The sequence below is a fragment of the Pseudomonas sp. NPDC087697 genome (assembly GCF_044743155.1).
Lineage (GTDB): Bacteria > Pseudomonadota > Gammaproteobacteria > Pseudomonadales > Pseudomonadaceae > Aquipseudomonas.
Window position 1 is genome coordinate 99,001 of the sequence record NZ_JBIUVW010000007.1, and the last position, 22,419, is coordinate 121,419.

Annotated in this window: 12 protein-coding genes and 2 rRNA genes; 9 read left to right on the forward strand and 5 right to left on the reverse strand. The window is 57.3% G+C overall.

The features are described 5' to 3' along the window. Positions 1-71 precede the first annotated feature (71 nt). From ACIPIN_RS07820 to recD, 5 genes are all read left to right on the forward strand, one after another. Positions 72-2,963: ribosomal RNA gene (locus ACIPIN_RS07820) — 23S ribosomal RNA — on the forward strand. A gap of 153 nt (positions 2,964-3,116) precedes the next feature. Next, positions 3,117-3,232, forward strand: a 5S ribosomal RNA gene (rrf, locus tag ACIPIN_RS07825). A 155-nt stretch (positions 3,233-3,387) separates the two neighbouring features. Further along, on the forward strand, positions 3,388-6,840 hold the full coding sequence (gene recC, locus ACIPIN_RS07830) for an exodeoxyribonuclease V subunit gamma (RefSeq protein WP_401117227.1): 3,453 nt from the start codon (positions 3,388-3,390) through the stop codon (positions 6,838-6,840). Further along, the gene (gene recB, locus ACIPIN_RS07835) at positions 6,837-10,526 is read left to right on the forward strand and encodes an exodeoxyribonuclease V subunit beta (RefSeq protein ID WP_401117229.1); all 3,690 of its coding nucleotides are present in this window, start codon (positions 6,837-6,839) and stop codon (positions 10,524-10,526) included. Before recC ends, recB begins: the two co-directional genes overlap by 4 nt. After that, on the forward strand, positions 10,523-12,610 hold the full coding sequence (gene recD / locus ACIPIN_RS07840; RefSeq protein WP_401117231.1) for an exodeoxyribonuclease V subunit alpha: 2,088 nt from the start codon (positions 10,523-10,525) through the stop codon (positions 12,608-12,610). The genes recB and recD overlap by 4 nt, the downstream gene beginning before the upstream one ends. 69 nt (positions 12,611-12,679) lie before the next feature. Here the strand turns inward: recD and ACIPIN_RS07845 are convergent, their stop codons facing one another. The 4 genes from ACIPIN_RS07845 to ACIPIN_RS07860 all read right to left on the reverse strand — a co-directional run bounded on the left by ACIPIN_RS07845 (position 12,680) and on the right by ACIPIN_RS07860 (position 17,079). Next, on the reverse strand, positions 12,680-14,215 hold the full coding sequence (locus tag ACIPIN_RS07845; protein WP_401117232.1) for an amino acid ABC transporter permease/ATP-binding protein: 1,536 nt from the start codon (positions 14,213-14,215) through the stop codon (positions 12,680-12,682). A gap of 98 nt (positions 14,216-14,313) precedes the next feature. Then, positions 14,314-15,114 carry an ABC transporter substrate-binding protein gene (locus tag ACIPIN_RS07850; protein ID WP_401117234.1) on the reverse strand — a complete coding sequence of 267 codons (801 nt, stop codon included), beginning with the start codon at positions 15,112-15,114 and terminating at the stop codon, positions 14,314-14,316. 42 nt (positions 15,115-15,156) lie between these two features. After that, on the reverse strand, positions 15,157-16,215 hold the full coding sequence (locus ACIPIN_RS07855; protein WP_401117235.1) for an isopenicillin N synthase family dioxygenase: 1,059 nt from the start codon (positions 16,213-16,215) through the stop codon (positions 15,157-15,159). A 12-nt stretch (positions 16,216-16,227) separates the two neighbouring features. Next, positions 16,228-17,079: a sugar phosphate isomerase/epimerase family protein gene (locus tag ACIPIN_RS07860; protein WP_401117237.1), complete on the reverse strand. Its 852-nt coding sequence runs from the start codon at positions 17,077-17,079 to the stop codon at positions 16,228-16,230. Positions 17,080-17,426: 347 nt separating this feature from the next. Here ACIPIN_RS07860 and ACIPIN_RS07865 point away from each other — a divergent pair, with 347 nt between their 5' ends. From ACIPIN_RS07865 to ACIPIN_RS07875, 3 genes are read left to right on the forward strand one after another with little or no spacing between them, the layout of a single operon-like run. Continuing rightward, on the forward strand, positions 17,427-18,002 hold the full coding sequence (locus ACIPIN_RS07865) for a YfiR family protein (RefSeq protein WP_401117239.1): 576 nt from the start codon (positions 17,427-17,429) through the stop codon (positions 18,000-18,002). Beyond that, a complete protein-coding gene (locus tag ACIPIN_RS07870; protein WP_401117241.1) occupies positions 17,999-19,267 on the forward strand; it encodes a diguanylate cyclase domain-containing protein in 1,269 nt (422 codons plus the stop codon). The genes ACIPIN_RS07865 and ACIPIN_RS07870 overlap by 4 nt, the downstream gene beginning before the upstream one ends. A gap of 5 nt (positions 19,268-19,272) precedes the next feature. Further along, on the forward strand, positions 19,273-19,776 hold the full coding sequence (locus tag ACIPIN_RS07875; RefSeq protein ID WP_401117243.1) for an OmpA family protein: 504 nt from the start codon (positions 19,273-19,275) through the stop codon (positions 19,774-19,776). Here the strand turns inward: ACIPIN_RS07875 and ACIPIN_RS07880 are convergent. Continuing rightward, complete coding sequence (locus ACIPIN_RS07880; protein WP_262115475.1) at positions 19,773-20,720, reverse strand: LysR family transcriptional regulator; 948 nt, start codon at positions 20,718-20,720, stop codon at positions 19,773-19,775. The genes ACIPIN_RS07875 and ACIPIN_RS07880 overlap by 4 nt on opposite strands. Positions 20,721-20,885: 165 nt before the next feature. Between ACIPIN_RS07880 and ACIPIN_RS07885 the strand changes: the two genes are divergently transcribed. Beyond that, entirely contained in the window at positions 20,886-22,409 is a 1,524-nt protein-coding gene (locus ACIPIN_RS07885) for a CoA-acylating methylmalonate-semialdehyde dehydrogenase (RefSeq protein ID WP_401117245.1), read from the forward strand. Positions 22,410-22,419: the final 10 nt, after the last annotated feature.

The window sequence follows — 22,419 nt, forward strand, 5'->3', positions numbered from 1 at the left end:
CTTGTGAGTTAAATTGCGAATTTTCGGCGAATGTCGTCTTCACAGTATAACCAGATTGCTTGGGGTTATATGGTCAAGTGAAGAAGCGCATACGGTGGATGCCTTGGCAGTCAGAGGCGATGAAAGACGTGGTAGCCTGCGAAAAGCTTCGGGGAGTCGGCAAACAGACTGTGATCCGGAGATGTCTGAATGGGGGAACCCACCTAACATAAGTTAGGTATCTTAAGCTGAATACATAGGCTTAAGAAGCGAACCAGGGGAACTGAAACATCTAAGTACCCTGAGGAAAAGAAATCAACCGAGATTCCCTTAGTAGTGGCGAGCGAACGGGGACTAGCCCTTAAGTGGCTTTGAGATTAGCGGAACGCTCTGGAAAGTGCGGCCATAGTGGGTGATAGCCCTGTACGCGAAAATCTCTTAGTCATGAAATCGAGTAGGACGGAGCACGAGAAACTTTGTCTGAATATGGGGGGACCATCCTCCAAGGCTAAATACTACTGACTGACCGATAGTGAACTAGTACCGTGAGGGAAAGGCGAAAAGAACCCCGGAGAGGGGAGTGAAATAGATCCTGAAACCGTATGCGTACAAGCAGTGGGAGCCCACTTTGTTGGGTGACTGCGTACCTTTTGTATAATGGGTCAGCGACTTATTTTCAGTGGCGAGCTTAACCGAATAGGGGAGGCGTAGCGAAAGCGAGTCTTAATAGGGCGTCTAGTCGCTGGGAATAGACCCGAAACCGGGCGATCTATCCATGGGCAGGTTGAAGGTTGGGTAACACTAACTGGAGGACCGAACCGACTACCGTTGAAAAGTTAGCGGATGACCTGTGGATCGGAGTGAAAGGCTAATCAAGCTCGGAGATAGCTGGTTCTCCTCGAAAGCTATTTAGGTAGCGCCTCATGTATCACTGTAGGGGGTAGAGCACTGTTTCGGCTAGGGGGTCATCCCGACTTACCAAACCGATGCAAACTCCGAATACCTACAAGTGCCGAGCATGGGAGACACACGGCGGGTGCTAACGTCCGTCGTGAAAAGGGAAACAACCCAGACCGTCAGCTAAGGTCCCAAAGTTATGGTTAAGTGGGAAACGATGTGGGAAGGCTTAGACAGCTAGGAGGTTGGCTTAGAAGCAGCCACCCTTTAAAGAAAGCGTAATAGCTCACTAGTCGAGTCGGCCTGCGCGGAAGATGTAACGGGGCTCAAACCATACACCGAAGCTACGGGTATCACTTAGGTGATGCGGTAGAGGAGCGTTCTGTAAGCCTGTGAAGGTGAGTTGAGAAGCTTGCTGGAGGTATCAGAAGTGCGAATGCTGACATGAGTAACGACAATGGGTGTGAAAAACACCCACGCCGAAAGACCAAGGTTTCCTGCGCAACGTTAATCGACGCAGGGTTAGTCGGTCCCTAAGGCGAGGCTGAAAAGCGTAGTCGATGGAAAACAGGTTAATATTCCTGTACTTCTGGTTATTGCGATGGAGGGACGGAGAAGGCTAGGCCAGCTTGGCGTTGGTTGTCCAAGTTTAAGGTGGTAGGCTGGACTCTTAGGTAAATCCGGGAGTCTAAGGCCGAGAGCTGATGACGAGTGTTCTTTTAGAACACGAAGTGGTTGATGCCATGCTTCCAAGAAAAGCTTCTAAGCTTCAGGTAACCAGGAACCGTACCCCAAACCGACACAGGTGGTTGGGTAGAGAATACCAAGGCGCTTGAGAGAACTCGGGTGAAGGAACTAGGCAAAATGGCACCGTAACTTCGGGAGAAGGTGCGCCGGTGAGGGTGAAGGACTTGCTCCGTAAGCCCATGCCGGTCGAAGATACCAGGCCGCTGCGACTGTTTATTAAAAACACAGCACTCTGCAAACACGAAAGTGGACGTATAGGGTGTGACGCCTGCCCGGTGCCGGAAGGTTAATTGATGGGGTTAGCTAACGCGAAGCTCTTGATCGAAGCCCCGGTAAACGGCGGCCGTAACTATAACGGTCCTAAGGTAGCGAAATTCCTTGTCGGGTAAGTTCCGACCTGCACGAATGGCGTAACGATGGCGGCGCTGTCTCCACCCGAGACTCAGTGAAATTGAAATCGCTGTGAAGATGCAGTGTATCCGCGGCTAGACGGAAAGACCCCGTGAACCTTTACTATAGCTTTGCACTGGACTTTGAATTTGCTTGTGTAGGATAGGTGGGAGGCTTTGAAGCGTGGACGCCAGTTCGCGTGGAGCCAACCTTGAAATACCACCCTGGCAACTTTGAGGTTCTAACTCAGGTCCGTTATCCGGATCGAGGACAGTGTATGGTGGGTAGTTTGACTGGGGCGGTCTCCTCCTAAAGAGTAACGGAGGAGTACGAAGGTGCGCTCAGACCGGTCGGAAATCGGTCGTAGAGTATAAAGGCAAAAGCGCGCTTGACTGCGAGACAGACACGTCGAGCAGGTACGAAAGTAGGTCTTAGTGATCCGGTGGTTCTGTATGGAAGGGCCATCGCTCAACGGATAAAAGGTACTCCGGGGATAACAGGCTGATACCGCCCAAGAGTTCATATCGACGGCGGTGTTTGGCACCTCGATGTCGGCTCATCACATCCTGGGGCTGAAGCCGGTCCCAAGGGTATGGCTGTTCGCCATTTAAAGTGGTACGCGAGCTGGGTTTAGAACGTCGTGAGACAGTTCGGTCCCTATCTGCCGTGGACGTTTGAGATTTGAGAGGGGCTGCTCCTAGTACGAGAGGACCGGAGTGGACGAACCTCTGGTGTTCCGGTTGTCACGCCAGTGGCATTGCCGGGTAGCTATGTTCGGAATAGATAACCGCTGAAAGCATCTAAGCGGGAAACTAGCCTCAAGATGAGATCTCACTGGGACCTTGAGTCCCCTGAAGGGCCGTCGAAGACTACGACGTTGATAGGTTGGGTGTGTAAGCGCTGTGAGGCGTTGAGCTAACCAATACTAATTGCCCGTGAGGCTTGACCATATAACACCCAAGCAATTTAGTGACTCGAAAGGGCGCCAGATTGCGGTGTGTGAAGACGAAGTAAACCGAAAGTTTGCGATTCACAAAGACACCGAGCTATCACATACCCATTCGCTGGAGCGTTGCGCAAGTGACGACCTGGCTACCGAATTTCTTGACGACCATAGAGCATTGGAACCACCTGATCCCATCCCGAACTCAGCAGTGAAACGATGCATCGCCGATGGTAGTGTGGGGTTTCCCCATGTGAGAGTAGGTCATCGTCAAGATTAAATTCCGAAACCCCTATCTGCGTATGCAGGTAGGGGTTTTGTTTTGCCTGCGAGAAAGTTCGTACAGCAACATCGGACAGCTCCCGGCTGTCACCGTCACCTTACAATGCTAAGGTTCGGCCCTAGCTTTTGCATTTTCCAAGGAAACCCTTATGGCGGACGCTACGTTCCTCAGTGCTGGTTTTATGGTGGTTCACGGCAACCGCCTGGACGAGCTACGTAGTCTGGTGGTCAGTTGGATGCGGCGTTATCCGCTCGCTCCCCTGGAAAATGAAATCGCTCTGGTGCAGAGCAACGGTATTGCCCAATGGTTGAAGCTGGCGTTGGCCGAAGACCCTGAAGATGACGATATGGGTGGCTGTGGTATAGCCGCGGCCATTGATGTGCAGTTACCCGGCAGCTTCATGTGGCAACTTTATCGATCGGTGCTCGGACGTGAGGAGATTCCAGCGAAGTCCTTGCTGGACAAGGCACCGCTGACCTGGCGTCTGATGCGCCTGTTGCCGGAGCTGATCGATCAACCGTACTTCGAACCGCTGCAACGCTTCCTGACTCACGATACCGATCTGCGTAAACGCTATCAGCTAGCTGAGCGGCTCGCGGATCTGTTTGACCAATATCAGGTGTACCGCGCGGACTGGCTGGAAGACTGGGCCGCAGGCCGCCATCAACTGCGTAACGGCAGAGGTGAGGTCAAACCGCTAACGTCGGCCAACTGTTGGCAAGCTGAGTTGTGGCGAGCATTGCTGTTGGATGTGGGTGAGCAAGGCATGGCACAAAGCCGCGCAGGCGTTCACCAACGCTTCATAGAGACAATCACTGGCCTGGACACTGCACCTAAAGGGTTACCTTCTCGAGTGATCGTTTTCGGTATTTCTTCGCTACCCGCTCAAGCTCTGGAAGCACTCGCGGGATTGGCTCGCTTCAGCCAGGTTCTGCTTTGTGTGCACAACCCATGTCGTCACCACTGGGCCGACATCGTCGCCGATAAAGACCTTTTAAGGCACCAATACAAGCGGCAGGCGCGCAGGACCGGCATGCCGGTCGTGCTTGACCCTCAAACCCTGCATCAACATGCTCACCCGCTGTTGGCAGCCTGGGGCAAACAAGGGCGCGACTACATCAACCTGCTCGACAGCTATGACGATCCCAACAGCTATCGATCAGCTTTTCGCGACGGGCGCATCGACCTTTTCAGCGAAAGCCGGCCGTTGAATATGCTCAATCAATTACAGGACGACATACTCGAGTTACGTCCGCTGAATGAAACCCGCCTGCTCTGGCCAGCGGTCGATCTGGAGCATGATGAGTCGATCCGTTTTCACATTGCCCATAGCGCTCAGCGTGAAGTGGAGATACTCCACGATCAGTTGCTCGCGCGCTTCAGCGCTGATCCGCAGTTGCGCCCTCGTGATGTGATTGTGATGGTCCCAGACATTGACAGTTACGCCCCGCACATCCGTGCCGTGTTTGGTCAACTTGAGCGAGAAGACCGGCGCTTTATCCCCTTTACGTTGACTGACCAGGGCCAGCGTGGCCGCGATCCACTGCTGATCGCAGTCGAGCATTTGCTCAAGCTGCCTGATAGCCGTTTCCCGGTCAGTGAGATCCTCGACTTGTTGGACGTTCCGGCATTGCGCGCTCGATTCGGAGTAGAGGAGCGCGATCTGCCGACATTGCATCGCTGGATCGAAGGGGCTGGTATTCGCTGGGGGATGAACGCTGAACAGCGCGCCGGTCTTGGTTTACCAGATGAGCTTGAGCAAAACAGTTGGCGTTTTGGCTTGCGTCGCATGCTTCTAGGTTATGCCGTTGGCAGTGGTCATTCCTGCGATGGCATCGAACCTTATGATGAAATCGGCGGTCTGGATGCCGCACTGATCGGCCCGTTGGTAGCTTTACTCGATGCTTTGCAGATCGCTCACGAAGAGCTCACGCAACCGGCATCGCCCGAGCAATGGGGCGTGCGTCTTCAAGCGTTGATGCAGCTATTTTTCCTCGCGAGCAATGAGCACGACGACTATCTGCTGGCTCAGCTCGAGTTGCTCCGCGAAACCTGGCTGGAGACCTGCGAATCGGTTGGCTTACAGGACGAGTTGCCGCTGACGGTGGTTCGTGAAGCCTGGTTGGCGGGTCTCGACCAGGGTCGCTTGTCCCAACGCTTCCTGGCAGGTGCAGTGAATTTCTGCACATTGATGCCGATGCGGGCGATTCCTTTCAAACTTGTTTGCCTGCTGGGCATGAACGACGGTGATTATCCGCGTGCGCAACCGCCACTGGACTTCGATCTGATGGGCAGCGATTACCGCCCCGGTGATCGGTCGCGGCGAGAGGATGACCGCTATCTGTTGCTCGAAGCCTTGCTCTCGGCGCGAGATCAGCTTTACATCAGCTGGGTCGGTCGCAGTATTCGCGACAATAGCGAGCGTCCCGCATCGGTATTGATCGGTCAGCTGCGTGACCATCTGGCTAACGGCTGGGAGCTCGCCGATGATAGCGAGGAACTCCTTGAGGCGATGACTCAGGAGCATCCGTTACAACCATTCAGTGCCCGTTATTTCCATGAAGGCAATAAACTGTTCAGCTATGCCCGAGAATGGCAACTGTTGCATGAGCACCACGACCGCGCTCCAGCATTGGCAATGCTTGATGCCTATGTTCAGGAAGAGCCACTGAGTCTTGGTCAGCTTCAGGATTTCCTGCGCAACCCCGTCCGCCATTTTTTCAGTCAGCGTCTCAAGGTGTTTTTCGAAGCGGCTGAAGCTCCCTTGGCAGACGAAGAACCATTCGTGCTCGACGCGTTGCAACGCTACAGTCTGAGCGACAGCTTGCTTGAAGCAGCACTGACTAATCTGGATCAACCTGAGCAAGCTCTGCATGCGCAGGCCAAAAGGTTGCAGGACAGCGGCCTGCTGCCGATGGCCGGTTTCGGTGAGTGCTTGCAACGTGAGTTGATCGAACCGCTACCGGATCTGCTGCAGCGTTATCAACAGCTGCTGGTGTTATGGCCGACACCGCAAAACAGTGCATTACCGGTGACGCTTCAATTGCAGGGCGTGAGCCTGGAAGGCTGGCTCAGTGGTCTTCATCAACGTGGCGATGGCGGGCTGCTGGCTGTCACTACGATCCCCAACAGCATTGGCTCGATCAAGACTCGCAAATGGCATCGTCTGACCCGCCCTTGGCTTAACCATTTGGTGGCCTGTGCGAGCGGTTTGTCGATGACCACAGGGTTGGTGGCCAGTGACGATACCTTGCTGCTCGCACCTGTCGAGCAAGACGCCGCGCTGAAAACTCTCGGCAATCTGTTGCAGGCCTGGAAATCAGGTATGCGCCAGCCACTGCCCGTAGCGGCAAAAACTGCTTTCGCCTGGTTGGGGCAGACTGATCCGGTCAAAGCTGAGGCTGCCGCTCGCAAGGCCTATGAAGGTGACGGTCAGACTACCGATGGCGAGCGCCGTGAAAGTCCAGCACTGGCTCGCCAGTTTGCCGATTACAATGCCTTGGTTACCGATGAAACCTTTGTCGATTGGTGTGACGCGCTCTACCGTCCTCTGCTCGAAGCTCCCTGGTGTTCATTGACCAGCGAGGAGTCGCACTCATGACGGCGAAAGTCCCTCTGGCATTAGCCTTCCCGCTTCGCGGTAGCCAGCTGATCGAAGCCAGTGCCGGTACCGGCAAGACATTTACAATTTCCGCGCTCTATCTGCGCCTGGTGCTTGGCCACGGTGACGAGTCTGCCGGATTTGGTCGTGAGCTCCTGCCACCGCAAATCCTCGTGGTGACCTTCACCGACGCTGCCACCAAGGAACTGCGTGAACGTATCCGTACTCGCCTTGCAGAGGCTGCGCGGTTTTTCCGCGACGAAACTCCAGCACCAGACAGCCTGATTGCCGAGTTACGTGCGCAGTTCGTTCCCGAGCAGTGGTCCGGCTGTGCGAACCGTTTGGATATCGCTGCACAGTGGATGGATGAGGCTGCGGTTTCGACGATCCACAGTTGGTGCCAACGGATGCTGCGTGAGCACGCATTCGATAGTGGCAGCCTGTTTACCCAAACCCTGGAAACCGACCACAGCGATTTGCTCGGCGAAGTACTGCGCGATTACTGGCGGCTATTTTGCTATCCAATGCAAGGTGATGCGCTGAACTGGGTTCGCACCCATTGGGGCGGTCCGGCTGCCTTGTTGCCACGGGTGCGCGGACTGTTCGCCAGTGAGCGCGACACTGACGAGGGGAAGGCGCCAGCCGACTTGATCACCGAGTGCTTGCAAGAGCGGCGTGACGCGTTGCTGGAACTCAAGGCACCTTGGCGCCAATGGGCGCAGGAGTTGCGTGATATCTGTCTGCAAGGCGTTGCCAGCAAGTCTGTCGACGGACGCAAGATGCAAGCGCGTTACTTCGAGCCCTGGTTCGAGAAAATCGGCGCCTGGGCCGAGGATGAAAGCCTTGAACAGCTGGATATCGGCACCGGCTTCAATCGTCTGACGCCCGATGGCATGGCTGAGGCCTGGAAAGGCCAGGCACCGAGTCACCCCGGCCTGGATGCCATGCCAGGCCTGAAAGCCAGTCTCGATGCATTGCCGACCCCGGACGCAGTTGTCCTGAAACATGCCGCGCAGTGGGTGGGTGCACGCTTTGAAGAAGAGAAGCGTCGTCGTGCTGAAATGGGTTTCGACGACATGTTGTTGAGGCTCGACGCCGCATTGCGAGCCGAAGGTGGTGAGCGCCTGGCGACGTTGATCCGCGAGCAGTTTCCGGTCGCACTGATCGACGAATTCCAGGACACCGACCCAGTGCAGTACCGGATCTTCGAGAGCATCTATCGCATCGAAGACAACAACCCGGAATGCGGGCTGTTTCTGATCGGCGACCCCAAGCAAGCGATCTATGCCTTCCGTGGTGCCGATATCTACACCTACCTGCGCGCGCGTCAGGCGACGAGTGGTCGCTTGCATACCCTAGGTACCAACTTCCGTTCCAGTCATGGGATGGTCGATGCGGTGAACCACGTGTTCCAGCGTGCCGAAGCCCGTGAGCTGGGGCGTGGTGCGTTTCTGTTCCGTGAGAAAAGTGGCGAAAACCCGGTTCCATTTCTACCGGTCGAGTCTCAGGGTCGCAAAGAGTCGTTGCAGATCAACGGTCAGGCAGTACCGGCGCTGAATATCTGGCAACTGCCCAGCGAGCAGCCATTGTCCGGTGTCGTATACCGACAGCAACTGGCTGCGGCTTGCGCCAGTGAAATCACTGCATTGCTCAATGGCGGACAGCAGGGGCGTGCGGGTTTTGTTCGGGGGACAGAGAATCTACAGGGGCTGCTCCCGGCGGATATCGCGATTCTGGTGCGCGATGGTAAAGAAGCCCAGGCCGTACGCAATGAGTTGTCCGCGCGGGGTGTGCGCAGTGTTTATCTGTCGGACAAGGATTCGGTATTCGCGGCCCAAGAGGCTCACGACCTGTTGAGTTGGCTAAAGGCCTGCGCCGAACCGGATGTTGAGCGGCCGCTGCGTGCAGCGCTGGCCAGCATCACGCTGAATCTGTCACTGACAGAGCTGGAACGCTTGAACCAGGATGAGCTGGCTTGGGAGAAGCGCGTTATGCAGTTTCGCGAGTACCGGGTGATCTGGCGCAGTCAGGGCGTCCTGCCAATGTTGCGACGCTTGCTACACGATTTCGAAATGCCTCAGACCTTGATTGCTCGAAGCGATGGCGAACGCGTACTGACCAACTTGCTGCATCTCTCGGAGCTGTTACAACAAGCCGCCGCCGAGCTCGATGGAGAGCAAGCCTTGATCCGTCATTTGTCCGAGCATCTGGCGTTGTCGGGGCAGGCCGGCGAAGAGCAGATTCTACGTCTGGAAAGCGATGAACAGCTGGTCAAGGTAGTGACCATCCACAAGTCCAAGGGGCTTGAGTATCCGTTGGTTTTTCTGCCATTTATCTGTTCAGCTAAACCCGTGGATGGCAGCCGTCTACCGCTGCATTACCACGACGCGACCGGCAAGGCCCAGGTAACCCTGAGCCCAACCCCCGAGCTGATTGCTCAGGCTGACGATGAGCGTCTGGCCGAAGACTTGCGTCTGCTTTATGTAGCCTTGACCCGCGCCCAACACGCTTGCTGGCTGGGCGTCACTGACCTCAAGCGCGGCAATAACAACAGCTCGGTTCTGCACCTGTCGGCACTGGGCTATCTGCTGGGCGGCGGCGACAAGCTGGCCGAATCGGCGGGCCTGAAGCGTTGGCTGGAAGATCTGCAGCAAAATTGCGCGGCGTTGAACTATGGCGAAATACCTGAAGCCACAGGCGAACGTTTTCACCCACCACGCAATGAGGCAATGTTGCTCGCACCGCGGATACCGAAGCGCAAGGCAGCCGAGAATTGGTGGATCGCTTCCTACAGTGCATTGCGCATCGGCGACAGTCTGAGTACTGGCAGCGACGAGGCGCCGGAAAGTCCGCAAGCGCAAAAACTCTTCGACGATGAGCGACTTGATCCGGATGCGCCACGCGAAGTGTTCGCCAATGGTGGCGATATCCATCGCTTCCCGCGTGGGCCTAATCCTGGGACTTTTCTCCATGGATTATTGGAGTGGGCGGGTGACGAAGGTTTCACCGCAGACCCGAAATCCATCGAAAACGCCATTGCGCGTCGCTGCAATCGCCGTGGTTGGGAGGGCTGGATTACCACCCTGAGCGACTGGCTACTGCACTTGTTGCAAGCACCATTACGCATCGGCGCTGAGCAACCGCCCGTGGTGTTCGAGCAACTGACCGAGTACCGGGTCGAGATGGAGTTCTGGTTTGCCAGCCACAAAGTCGATGTGTTGAAACTCGACGAACTGGTGCGCCAATACACCCACGACGGTGCCCCTCGCGTGCTCGTCGAGTCAGTGTTGCTCAACGGCATGTTCAAAGGTTTTATCGACCTGACGTTCGAGCACGCTGGGCGTTACTACGTAGCGGATTACAAATCCAACTGGCTTGGTGCCGACGATTCGACCTATACCGAGCAAGCAATGGAACAGTCGATTCTCGATCATCGTTACGACCTGCAATATGTGCTGTATCTGCTGGCGCTGCATCGCCAGCTCAAGGTTCGGCTCGCTGATTACGATTACGATCGGCACATGGGCGGCGCCTTGTACCTGTTCCTGCGGGGGACCCGGGCTGCAAGCCAAGGTGTGTATTTCACCCGTCCGCCACGGGAATTGATCGAACGTCTGGACCGGCTGTTCCAGGGAAAACCAGAACCCAAGCCTGAACCGGCCTGGGAGCAGGGTGTATTGCTATGAGTCGTTCCTTCGCCGATTTGTTACCCACACCGTTGACGGCCGAGAGCCTTGCGCTACTGACGCCACTGAGCCGTGCCGACGACTTGTTGCTGCTGCTGGAGCGCTGGGTCGAGCGTGGCTGGCTGCGGGCGCTGGATAGAGCCTTTGTCGCCTTCCTCCACGAACTGGCCCCCGACGGTGATCCGCTGGTGTTGCTGGCGGCAGCCTTGACCAGCCATCAACTGGGGCACGGGCATGTGTGCCTCGATCTGTTCGAGACGCTCAAGGAGCCGGACTTTGCGCTTTCCTTGCCGCCGGAAGGCGATCTGCAGACCGGCACTCTGTTGTTGCCGTCGCAATTGCTTGAAGCATTGGTGGGCGCTCACTGGTGCAAGGTCCTGGCGTCCAGCAGTCTTGTGGCGCTGGCTGCCGATGGGGGTGACGAAGCAATGCAGCGTCCGTTGGTGTTGTCCGGCAAGCGACTTTATTTGCGCCGTTACTGGACGTATGAACGGCGCATTGACAGTGCGCTGCGCCAACGTCTTGTCGCTCATGAGCCAGCGCCTGATGATCTGTCCGAACGCCTGAGTGGCTTGTTTGGCCAGGCCAGTTCCGGTGCGCAGATTGATTGGCAGAAACTCGCCTGTGCCCTGGCCACCCGGGGTGCATTCAGCATCGTCACAGGCGGGCCCGGAACCGGCAAAACCACCACGGTCGTGCGTTTACTGGCCCTGCTCCAGGCGCCTGCCGTGGAGGTGGGCAAGCCACTGCGCATTCGACTTGCCGCACCCACGGGCAAGGCCGCCGCGAGGTTGACAGAGTCCATCAGTCAGCAAGTTCGCACGCTGCAAGTTGCCGATAATGTCAGAGACAAAATCCCCTCTGACGTGACCACGGTACACCGCCTGCTCGGCAGTCGGCCGGGTACCCGGCATTTCCGCCATCACGCCGGTAATCGCCTGCCGCTGGATGTGCTGGTGGTCGACGAAGCCTCGATGATCGATCTGGAAATGATGGCCAATCTGCTCGATGCATTGCCGATACATGCCCGGTTGGTGTTGCTCGGTGACAAGGATCAGTTGGCCTCGGTGGAAGCCGGCGCTGTACTCGGTGATCTGTGCCGCGATGCCGAGGCCGGTTGGTACAGTCCACAGACCCGCGACTGGCTGGAGGCCGTCAGTGGTGAAGACCTCAGCTCCTGCGGTCTGCAGGAAGACGTCGATGCCAGTCACCCGTTGGCCCAGCAGGTGGTGATGCTGCGTCACTCGCGGCGATTTGGCGAAGGCAGCGGCATTGGTCAACTGGCGCGCTGGGTCAATCAGCAGCAGGCCGATGAGGCTCGCAAGTTGCTGGCTGCCCGCAGTCATGCCGATCTGTTTTCGCTGGCCCTCAAGGGTGAGCAGGACCGGGCACTGGAGCGGTTGTTGCTCGAAGGCCACGGCGAAGGACCGCAGGGTTATCGGCATTACCTGAGTCTTTTGCGAAACCAGCGACCGTCCTTCAACTCACCTCCCGACGACTCCTGCTGGGTTGAGTGGGCGCGCAGTGTCTTGCAGGCCTTCGACGCTTTCCAGCTGTTGTGTGCCGTGCGCAAGGGACCGTGGGGTGTCGAGGGGTTGAATCAGCGTATTACCGGCGCGCTACTCAAGGCGCGCCTGATCGACAGTGATCAGCAATGGTACGAAGGGCGTCCGGTGCTGATGACGCGCAACGATTACGGCCTCGGCCTGATGAATGGCGACATCGGTATCGCTTTGAAATTGCCTGAGCGTGATGGCCAGGAAGCAGGACGCGAGGTGCTGCGCGTAGCTTTTGCGCGTAATGATGGTCAGGGTGGTGTGAGGTTTGTTCTGCCCAGTCGGCTCAACGACGTGGAAACCGTCTACGCCATGACCGTGCACAAATCCCAGGGTTCCGAATTCGCGCATACGGCGTTGATCCTTCCGGATGCGCTGAACCCGGTGCTGACCAAAGAGCTGATCTACACCGGCATCACCCGCGCCAAGGACTGGTTCAGCCTGATCGAGCCACGTACCGGGATTTTTGAAGAAGCCGTACGACGCAAGGTCAAGCGCTTGAGCGGGTTAATGCTGGAGCTGGGATGAGCCGGTGCAGTGACGGTGGCGAGGGGATTTGGCCTCCCGTCACCAACACTTGACCCGCTCCCACGCCTTCTACTCCGCCGCCAGCAGTATTTCCCGGGAGGGCAGGCCCATGAAGCGTCGGACCCGTTCCCCTGCCCGTTCATTGCGTATGGCGCATGGGCTTGCATCCAGCTGAATATGCCCGTTTTCCATGAAAATGACCCGATCGGAAATCGACATCGCGAAGTCCATCTCGTGGGTCACGATCAGCATCGTCATACCTTCTTTTGCCAAATCGCGGATCACATTCAATACGTCGCCCACCAGCTCTGGATCGAGGGCTGAAGTCGGCTCGTCGAACAGCATGATCTTCGGCTCCATGGCCAATGCTCGGGCAATCGCTACCCGTTGCTGCTGACCACCAGAAAGCTGATGCGGGTATTTGTGTGCGTGGGCCAGCAGTCCGACCTTGTCCAGCAGTGCATAGGCGCGTTGTTCGCTCAAGGGCTTGGCACTGCCGTGGTAGCGCGGCGCCAGGGTTATGTTGTCGAGAATGCAGCGATGGGGGAACAGGTTGAAGTTCTGGAAAACCATCCCGATATGCCGCACGCCACTGCGAACCCGGGCGCTGTTGGGGGTGTCGTCGTGGCTGATGAAGCTTTCGCCGAACAGCTTGATCTCCCCTTGATCAATACTTTCCAGGCCGTTGATGGTTCGGATCAACGACGTTTTGCCTGAGCCTGACGGGCCTATGATCGAGATCACCTGACCACTGCCGACCGTAAGGTCGATGCCCTTGAGCACCTCGTGATTACCATAGCGCTTGTGGATTTTTTCCAATTGCAGAACCGGTGCAGCGCCGTGGCTGGATGGGAGGCCAGTCGTGGCGGTCAGAGGCTGGATTTGTGCCTTGAGTCGGGCCACGGCAGTTTCGTCGAGGGTCTGTGGTTTGCGTTGGTTCAGATCCAGATAGCGTTCCAGTCGGTGCAAAAACCAGCCGAACACGCTCACGATAAACACGTAATACACCGCTACCGCGCCGAGGGTTTCCATCACCAGGAAGTTTTGCGCGTACAGGCGCTGGCCGACGGTGAGCAGTTCGGTCAGGGATATCACCGAGATCAGCGAAGTCAGTTTCACCACGGTGATGTATTCGTTGATCAACGTGGGCAGGGAAATGCGAAAGGCTTGAGGTATCACGATCAAACGCTGCAAGCCCAGGAAGCTGATACCCAGCGCGCGCCCGGCTTCTTTCTGACCCTTGGCTACCGAGATAAGGCCTCCGCGATGGATCTCTGCCATATACGCCGCTTCGGTGATCACCAGTGCGAACAACCCGGAGTAGAACGGGTTGGACAGTACCGAACCGGTCATCGGAAATAATTGCGGCAGGTTGTAGACGAAGACCACCAGCACCAGCAGCGGGATGCTGCGAAAGAACCAGATGTAAACCGCCGACGGTAATTTAAGCCAGGGGGAAGCAGACAACTTGGCCGAGGCCAGGAGAAACCCCAGTAACATACCGATGAACCAGGCCAGGGAGCTGAGCTCGATCACGGTGATACAGGCTTGCCAGAAGGCAGAATCTGCGAACAGGGAGAAGAAATACGTCCAATCGAATTGCATAAGTACCTCAAACCGCAGTGAAATCTTCGCGGGTAAGCCGCTCCCGCATGGGGAGCGGTGTTTTTGTAGGCGCGTGCTGGCCGCGAAGGGGCGTAGCCTTAGTTGGACGCTTCTTCCAGGTTGTACTTCTTCAGGATAGCTGCGTAGTCACCGCTTTTTTTGGCGGCATCAAACGCTTTGAGCAGCGCCTGATAGGTCTCGTCGTTGCCTTTCTTGACGAAGATGCCGAGGGTTTGCGGATAGACCAGATGCTGGGAGGTGACCACTACACGGCCGTTGGTGTGCTCGGCGATCATCTTCGCCGCGCCAGCGATTTCCATCTGGGCCTGGATGTTTTTCGACAGCAGGGCCTGGGTCACTTCCGGTGCCGACGGGAACTCGCTGACAGTGATGGCGCCCTTGTTGTTCGGCACGCAATATTCGGTCGAGAGTTTCTTCAATTGAGCGACCCAGGTGGTGCCTTGTTCGAGCCCGACTTTCAGGCCGCAGAGTTCCTCAGGGGTTTGCGCATTCAAACCGCTGTCTTTCGGTGCCATGATCGCCGCCCCAGTCACGGCGTAGCCAATGGTCATGGCTTGAGTCTGACGCTCGGGCGTGATGTACATGCCGGAGATGATCGCGTCATAGTGCCCGGAATTCAGGCCGGAAATCAGATTAGGGAACTTGGTATCGACGAACTCTGCCTTGGCTTGCATCTGCTTGGCCAGGGCCTGAGCCAGTTCTGGATCGGAGCCGACAATATTCTTCTGGCTGTCATAGGATTCGAACGGTGGATAAGTGATTTCCATACCGATCTTCAACTGGCCCTGTGTGGCGGTGGAAGCCATGCTGGCGGTTGCGCAGAACAGACTGGCGGCAAGCAGGGACAAACGGGCAGCACGGCTATTTTTGTTGAGCATTTCGGTGACTCCGATTAGAAAAGTAGTGGCCGACAGCAATGATCAGGATGGTTGTGTCTGATTTTTCAGGTGCCCGAAACTCGAAGGCTTACGCGCCTTTTCCGGCAACGTGATTTCTCCGTTTTCCACCCGCTTGCGCAGGTATTGGTAAGTCTGCAGAGCCTGGCCGTACATGTGTTCACCAATGGTGATCTGCTCATACTCGTGTTCTGCCTTGGCGAAGCTTGGCAGGGGTTTTATCTGGGTATGGAAATCGCAGGCATAGAACAGCGGGAAGGAGTAGCGCTCTTCGCTGACGCTGCGTACGCGGTGAGCGGTCGCAACGAATGCACCCGCGGTCATCACTTCGAGCATGTCGCCGATGTTCACCACGAATGCCCCTGGAACAGGCGGTGCATCGATCCACTGGCCGAGATCGTTCATCACTTCCAGTCCGGGTTTGTCAGCCAGCAAAATGGTGAAGCACTCGTAGTCGGTGTGTGCACCAATCCCTGGCGCGTCCTGAGCCGCACCGTCGAACGGGTAGTGGATCAGACGCAGCTTCGATGGCGGCCGGGTGACCATGCTGTCGAAATAGTCTTCCTCCAGGCCCAAGGCCAGAGCGAAGCCACCAAACAGCTGTCGACCGAGGGCGAAAATCGCCGCGTAGTAGGCCTGCACTGCTTCCTTGAAACCTGGCAGCGACGGCCATTCATTCGGCCCGAGCAGCGGAGTGTTAGCCAGCACCAGCGGGTCGTTTTCCGGGACTTCGAAGCCGATGTCGAAGGCTTCCTTGTGATCCGGTTTGCCCTTGGCGTACACCTCTTCGCCTTCCGGGACATAGCCTTTATGAGTCTTCGAAGTACCGATGTAATGCTGCATCTTGGTGTCGAAGGGCTGATCGAAGTAGTCCTTGGCCGCCTGGCGCAAGTTGGCGATCAGCTGCGGTTCAATGCCGTGACCGGTGATGTAGAGAAAGCCGACGTCACTGGCGGCCACACCGAGCTGTTCAGCAACGGCTAGTCGATGTTCCCGTTCGATACTGAACAGGCCGGCGATATCCACCACCGGAATGCTCTTGAAGTTCGCTTGGGGCGCACTGTTATTTATCTTCTCAGGCATGTTGCAAACACCTCACGCAAGGGTTGAGTGGTTGAAACGATCGAAGTGTTCGCGTTCTGTTTTCGCCATCCAGATATTCAGCGACCACAAGTCGGCGACCGGTACATTGGTGAAAGGCAGGTGATGCAAGTAGCCATCGGCACCGAACTCTGGTGTCAGGGTGCTGACCTGATAGCCGCGAGCCTGTTGGGAGCGCCAGATGGCTTCCCAGTGCTGTTGATGGAAGGCCAGTTCCCTGGCGTATTCCGGAGCAGCAGGATGGGGAACCTGCGGGCCCTGGTCATAACCGACTCGGGCCTGAATATGGTGCACGCGCTCGACGAAGGCACTCAGGTCATCCGCCGGGTCATTCAACAAACGTTCGCAGGTGACGACCCAATGGCTGATATCGCTGGTGAACAGCAAGTCGGGTAGCTGCCGGATGAGCTCAAGGGTCAGCCAGGGGTTGAACAGTGAGCGTGAGCGGTGGGTTTCGAAGCTGCAGACTTGCCCGTGCTTGCGTGCAAGCGTCATGGCCTGGCCGAAGAACTCCACCTGCTGCGCCAACGGCCAGCGGTCATTGCCGGCCAGTACGTTGACGAAGCGTGGATTGAGCTCGGCAGCCCAAGCGAGTTTTTTGTCCAGATCGAGGAGGTGTTCGGCAGGTGGCGCGGATTGTTCCGGCAATACATCGTAGGCGGTAAAAACCGTGCTGATGTAACCCACTCGATTGGCCTTTAGAAAGGCACCGAACTCGGCTCGCTCACTGGCCTCAAGCGGCAGGCGGGCCTCCATGCCGTCGAAGCCGGCTTCCAGCAATTCATCGAGTGCCTGGGCCTTGCTCGCGCTATAGCCCCAGAGGGTACGAAATATTTCCAGTTTCATCGGTGAACCTCCGCGACGCCTTCAACTACTCAAGGTTCGACGCCGGTGCATGACCGAGTCGAGCTGTTTTGGCAGTAGCAAAAGGTTTTCATGAGTCGGATCTCGGTGGATCCGTTCTCATTTACGTCGCTGTCAGTTTTATTGTTATTAGGACCGCAGTGCGGTTACAGGTCACGTTGGCGCCGATGGTAGACATGGCGTGAAACAGAGAAAAATAGGAAACCCCAAATTGTTACTTCAGGATTTTATAAACAATTAGGTGCCTATCTATGGTCGCGGTTTTCGTGAGCATTTCACCGGGTATGCTATCGTTGCGGCATCATCCAACGATCAACGAGAGTTCCTGCATGAAGCTGGCTGTCTGGACGACAGAACGCATTATTGGCTGGAAGCAGCTACTGCTGGTCGGCATTTTCTGTTTGTTGAGCATCCCTGTTTTCGCCCAACCGGAGGCGTCAGTGAGCATGGCTGATCAGCGCGCGAAGTCGGTCACACAAGTAGTGCTGGGAATCCTCAGCTACGCTCGCTGGCCCGTAGAACCAGCGCAATTGCGTTTATGTGTGGTCGGTCCCACCGAGTACACCGACGATTTGCTCAAAGGCACCACTCAAGCCACGGGTCGCCCCGTAGTCGTTCGACGACTGTTGGCCAATCACCCGGCGATCGCCAGTGAGTGCGACGCGGTCTACATCGGCAAACTGACCAATGAGGAGCGCAGCGCGCTCTTTGCTTCATTGATAGGCCATCCGGTGCTGAGCATCAGCGAGGGAGGCGATCAATGTACGGTGGGCAGCCTGTTCTGCCTGCGGGTCAGTGACCATCAAGTGTCGTTCGAGGTTAACCTCGATTCGGTGGCCCGCAGTGGAGTTCGGATTCACCCCAGCGTCTTGCAACTCTCTCGTCGTAAAGCGGCGGCCCCATGAGTTTTCTCAGGTCCGGTAACCGCCCAACCCTGCGTTCGGTCATTGGTCGCGGACACCTGATCGTCGCGCTGGTTGGGGTGGCCATGGCCAGTTTGTCCCTGACCCTGCTTGGCGTGTTGGCCTTGCGGGTGTATGCCGATCACAACCTTCACCTGATTGCCCGTTCGATCAGTTACACCGTGGAAGCCGCGGTAGTGTTCAACGACAACATAGCGGCGACCGAAGCGCTGGCGCTGATCGCTTCCACTGAAGAAGTGGCCGATGCTCAGGTGTTCGATGAAAAGGGTCAACTGCTCGCTCGTTGGCAGCGACCGGAAACCGGTCTGGTTTCCGAATTGGAAATGCAGATCGCCCGATCACTTCTGGAAAAGCCCATCAACATACCGATCCTTCATCAAGGTCAGGAAGTCGGCAGCATCTTGCTGACCGGGCATGGTGGCAGCCTGATGCGCTTTTTGCTGAGCGGTCTGGCCGGGATTGTCTTGTGTACAGCGGTCAGTGCCTGGGTCGCGCTATATCTGGCACGCCGTCAACTACGAGGGATTACCGGCCCACTGCGCAGCCTGGCCGAGGTTGCTCACGCAGCACGCCGAGAGCGGGCCTTCGATCGTCGCGTGCCGCCGGCGCGAATCGCTGAGCTGGACAGCCTGGGCAACGACTTCAATGCCTTGCTTGATGAGCTGGAGTCCTGGCAAACCCACCTGCAAAACGAAAACGAAACGCTGGCTCACCAAGCCAGCCATGACAGTCTCACCGGTCTGCCGAACCGGGCGTTTTTCGAAGGTCGGCTGATCCGTGCGTTGCGTAATGCGAGCAAACACGATGAACGGGTTGCCGTACTGTTTCTCGACAGTGACCGGTTCAAAGGCATCAATGACAATTTCGGTCACGCCGCTGGCGATGCGGTGCTGGTTGCGGTGGCAACCCGGGTCCGGGCGCAACTGCGTGAAGAGGATCTGGTCGCGCGCCTGGGTGGCGATGAGTTTGCTGTGCTGCTGACACCGCTGCACAAAACCGAGGACGCCGAACGAATTGCCGAAAAGATCATTGCCAGCATGGAACTGCCGGTTCAGTTGCCGGGCGATACCCAGGTTTTGACCTCACTCAGTGTAGGCATCGCCATTTACCCTGATCATGGCGCCACACCCAGTGCCCTTCTCGATGCCGCCGATGCGGCAATGTATCAAGCCAAACGTCTCTCTCGAGGCGGGCAATATATGGCAGGGGCGGAGCACCTTGTCGCTAACGTTCAAACCAGGAGCTAACAGCCTTGTTTTCACTGACTCAACGTTCCCTGCGATTTTTCGCCCTTACCTTGTTCATGGCCGTGCTGGCATTGACCGGATGCCAAACGGCACCGCAAAAAGGCCTCTCCCCGGCGCAGATCGCGGTGCTCAAACAGCAGGGTTTCGAGTTGACCGAGGAGGGCTGGGCCTTCGGTTTGTCGGGCAAGGTGCTGTTTGGCAGCGACGTTGAACACCTGAACGCGCAAAGTACCGAAATCGTCGAGCGAATCGGCAAGGCGTTGCACGGTGCCGGCATTGAGCGCGTGCGGATCGATGGTCACACCGATGCGTCGGGCAAAGAGGCCTACAACGAGCAACTTTCTCTGCGCCGCGCCAAGAGTGTCAGCAAGGTGCTGACCAGCGTTGGCATGCGCGAAGAGAACATTCAACTGCGCGGTCTTGGCAGCGGCGAGCCGGTCGCGCCTAATAATACGGCTACTGGGCGCACCGAGAATCGCCGGGTATCGATCGTGGTGAGCGCCGACTAGTCGGCGAAGTGCATCGTTCGGGTTTCACCCATCAATAACGCCTGATTCTGCTCGGTCACGGCGCGGATGTAGTCCCACAACAGGGTAATCCGCTTGAGCTTGCGCAGGTCCTCGCGGCAGTACATCCAGAACTGCCGGGTGATGTTGATTTCCTCCGGCAGCACCGGCAGCAGCCGTGGATCCTGGGCCGCCAGGAAACACGGCAGAATCGCCAGCGAGCGCCCCTGCTGTGCTGCTACGAACTGCGCAATCACACTGGTACTGCGCAGGTTCGCGCTGGCGCCGGGCAGTACATTGGCCAGGTACAACAGCTCCGAGCTGAACGCCAGATCGTCGACATAACTGATGAATTGATGCTTGCCCAAGTCTGCCGGGCGGCGGATGGGTGGGTGTTGGTCGAGGTAGTCCTGGGTCGCGTACAGCTGCAAACGGTAGTCGCAGAGTTTGCAGCAGACGTAAGGGCCGTGTTCCGGGCGCTCCAGGGCGATGACAATGTCTGCCTCGCGCTTGGACAGGCTGATGAAGTGCGGCAGCGGCAGAATATCCACCGAAATCGCCGGATAGGCATCGACGAAGTGGCTGAGCTGCGGGGTGATGAAGAAGCTGCCAAAACCCTCGGTGCAACCCATCCGTACGTGGCCGGATAACGCCACGCCTGAGCCGGACACCTGCTCGCACGCCATGTGCAGCGTGCTTTCTATGGACTCGGCATATCCCAGTAAACGCTGGCCTTCGGCGGTCAATACAAAGCCATTGGTCCGCGACTTCTCGAACAACAACGTCCCCAGCGCGCCTTCCAGCGAGCTGATCCGCCGTGACACGGTGGTGTAATCCACGGCCAGGCGTTTGGCGGCAGTGCTGGCCTTGCGGGTGCGGGCGACCTCGAGGAAAAACTTCAGGTCGTCCCAGTTCAATGAGCCTAACGATGTGATGTTTTTTTGCATGTTGGACCGGCTTATATGTGCGTTCTTATTAGAAGTTTGCACATCTATACTCCAAAAACAGTCCGACAACCAATTCACGGCACACGCCTCATCGCAAGGCGACTTTCTCGCCTTGGCTCCCAAGATAACAACACCGCTTCAGTCACAAGAAGCCAGGAGACGAACATGAACGCATCGCACACGCCAGAAACCACCGTGCAAAAGGTCAAGCTGTTGATCGACGGTGAATGGGTCGAGTCCCAGACCACCGAGTGGCACGACATCGTCAACCCGGCGACCCAGCAAGTGCTGGCAAAAGTGCCGTTCGCTACGCCTGCGGAAGTCGACGCTGCGATCAGCGCCGCTCACCGTGCCTTCCAGACCTGGAAGCTGACACCGATCGGCGCGCGGATGCGCATCATGCTCAAGCTTCAGGCGTTGATTCGCGAGCACTCCAAGCGCATCGCCGTGGTCCTCAGTGCGGAACAGGGCAAAACCATTGCCGACGCTGAAGGCGATATTTTCCGTGGCCTGGAAGTGGTCGAGCACGCGTGCTCCATCGGCAGCCTGCAAATGGGCGAATTCGCTGAAAACGTGGCGGGCGGTGTTGATACCTACACCTTGCGCCAACCCATCGGCGTCTGCGCCGGCATCACGCCGTTCAACTTCCCGGCGATGATTCCGCTGTGGATGTTCCCGATGGCCATCGCCTGCGGCAACACTTTTGTGCTCAAGCCATCCGAACAGGATCCGATGTCGACCATGCTGCTGGTGGAACTGGCTATCGAGGCTGGCGTTCCCGCCGGCGTGCTCAACGTGGTTCACGGCGGCAAGGATGTGGTGGACGCGCTCTGCACCCACAAAGACATCAAGGCAGTTTCGTTTGTCGGTTCGACCGCGGTTGGCACTCACGTCTACGACTTGGCCGGTAAACACGGCAAGCGCGTGCAATCGATGATGGGCGCCAAGAACCACGCGGTGGTGCTGGCCGATGCCAATCGTGAGCAAGCCCTCAATGCGCTGGTCGGTGCCGGTTTCGGCGCGGCCGGTCAACGCTGCATGGCCACTTCGGTGGTGGTGCTGGTGGGCGCGGCCAAGCAGTGGCTGCCAGACCTCAAGGCACTGGCGCAAAAACTCAAAGTGAATGCCGGCAGCGAGCCAGGCACCGATGTGGGTCCGGTGATTTCGAAACGGGCCAAGGCACGGATTCTTGAGCTGATCGAAAGCGGCATCAAGGAAGGCGCCAAACTGGAGCTGGATGGCCGTGACATCACCGTTCCAGGGTTCGAAAAAGGCAACTTTGTCGGCCCGACCCTGTTCTCCGGCGTGACCACCGACATGCAGATCTACACCCAGGAAATCTTCGGCCCGGTGCTGGTGGTGCTGGAAGTCGACACCCTCGATCAGGCCATTACCCTGGTCAACGCCAACCCGTTCGGTAACGGCACTGGCCTGTTCACCCAGAGCGGCGCGGCGGCGCGTAAATTCCAAAACGAAATCGACGTCGGCCAGGTCGGCATCAACATCCCGATTCCGGTGCCGGTTCCGTTCTTCAGCTTCACCGGCTCCCGTGGTTCCAAGCTCGGCGACCTCGGTCCGTATGGCAAGCAAGTGGTGCAGTTCTACACTCAAACCAAGACCGTCACCAGTCGCTGGTTCGACGATGACAGCGTCAATGACGGTGTGAACACAACCATCAACTTGCGTTAAGGAGCCGGAC

What these genes read in the sequence shown, in the direction of transcription:
- recC (WP_401117227.1), top strand. Translation starts at nt 3,388, where the DNA reads ATGGCGGACGCTACGTTCCTCAGTGCTGGTTTTATGGTGGTTCACGGC.
- recB (WP_401117229.1), top strand. Translation starts at nt 6,837, where the DNA reads ATGACGGCGAAAGTCCCTCTGGCATTAGCCTTCCCGCTTCGCGGTAGC.
- recD (WP_401117231.1), top strand. Translation starts at nt 10,523, where the DNA reads ATGAGTCGTTCCTTCGCCGATTTGTTACCCACACCGTTGACGGCCGAG.
- ACIPIN_RS07845 (WP_401117232.1), bottom strand. Translation starts at nt 14,215, where the DNA reads ATGCAATTCGATTGGACGTATTTCTTCTCCCTGTTCGCAGATTCTGCC.
- ACIPIN_RS07850 (WP_401117234.1), bottom strand. Translation starts at nt 15,114, where the DNA reads ATGCTCAACAAAAATAGCCGTGCTGCCCGTTTGTCCCTGCTTGCCGCC.
- ACIPIN_RS07855 (WP_401117235.1), bottom strand. Translation starts at nt 16,215, where the DNA reads ATGCCTGAGAAGATAAATAACAGTGCGCCCCAAGCGAACTTCAAGAGC.
- ACIPIN_RS07860 (WP_401117237.1), bottom strand. Translation starts at nt 17,079, where the DNA reads ATGAAACTGGAAATATTTCGTACCCTCTGGGGCTATAGCGCGAGCAAG.
- ACIPIN_RS07865 (WP_401117239.1), top strand. Translation starts at nt 17,427, where the DNA reads ATGAAGCTGGCTGTCTGGACGACAGAACGCATTATTGGCTGGAAGCAG.
- ACIPIN_RS07870 (WP_401117241.1), top strand. Translation starts at nt 17,999, where the DNA reads ATGAGTTTTCTCAGGTCCGGTAACCGCCCAACCCTGCGTTCGGTCATT.
- ACIPIN_RS07880 (WP_262115475.1), bottom strand. Translation starts at nt 20,720, where the DNA reads ATGCAAAAAAACATCACATCGTTAGGCTCATTGAACTGGGACGACCTG.
- ACIPIN_RS07885 (WP_401117245.1), top strand. Translation starts at nt 20,886, where the DNA reads ATGAACGCATCGCACACGCCAGAAACCACCGTGCAAAAGGTCAAGCTG.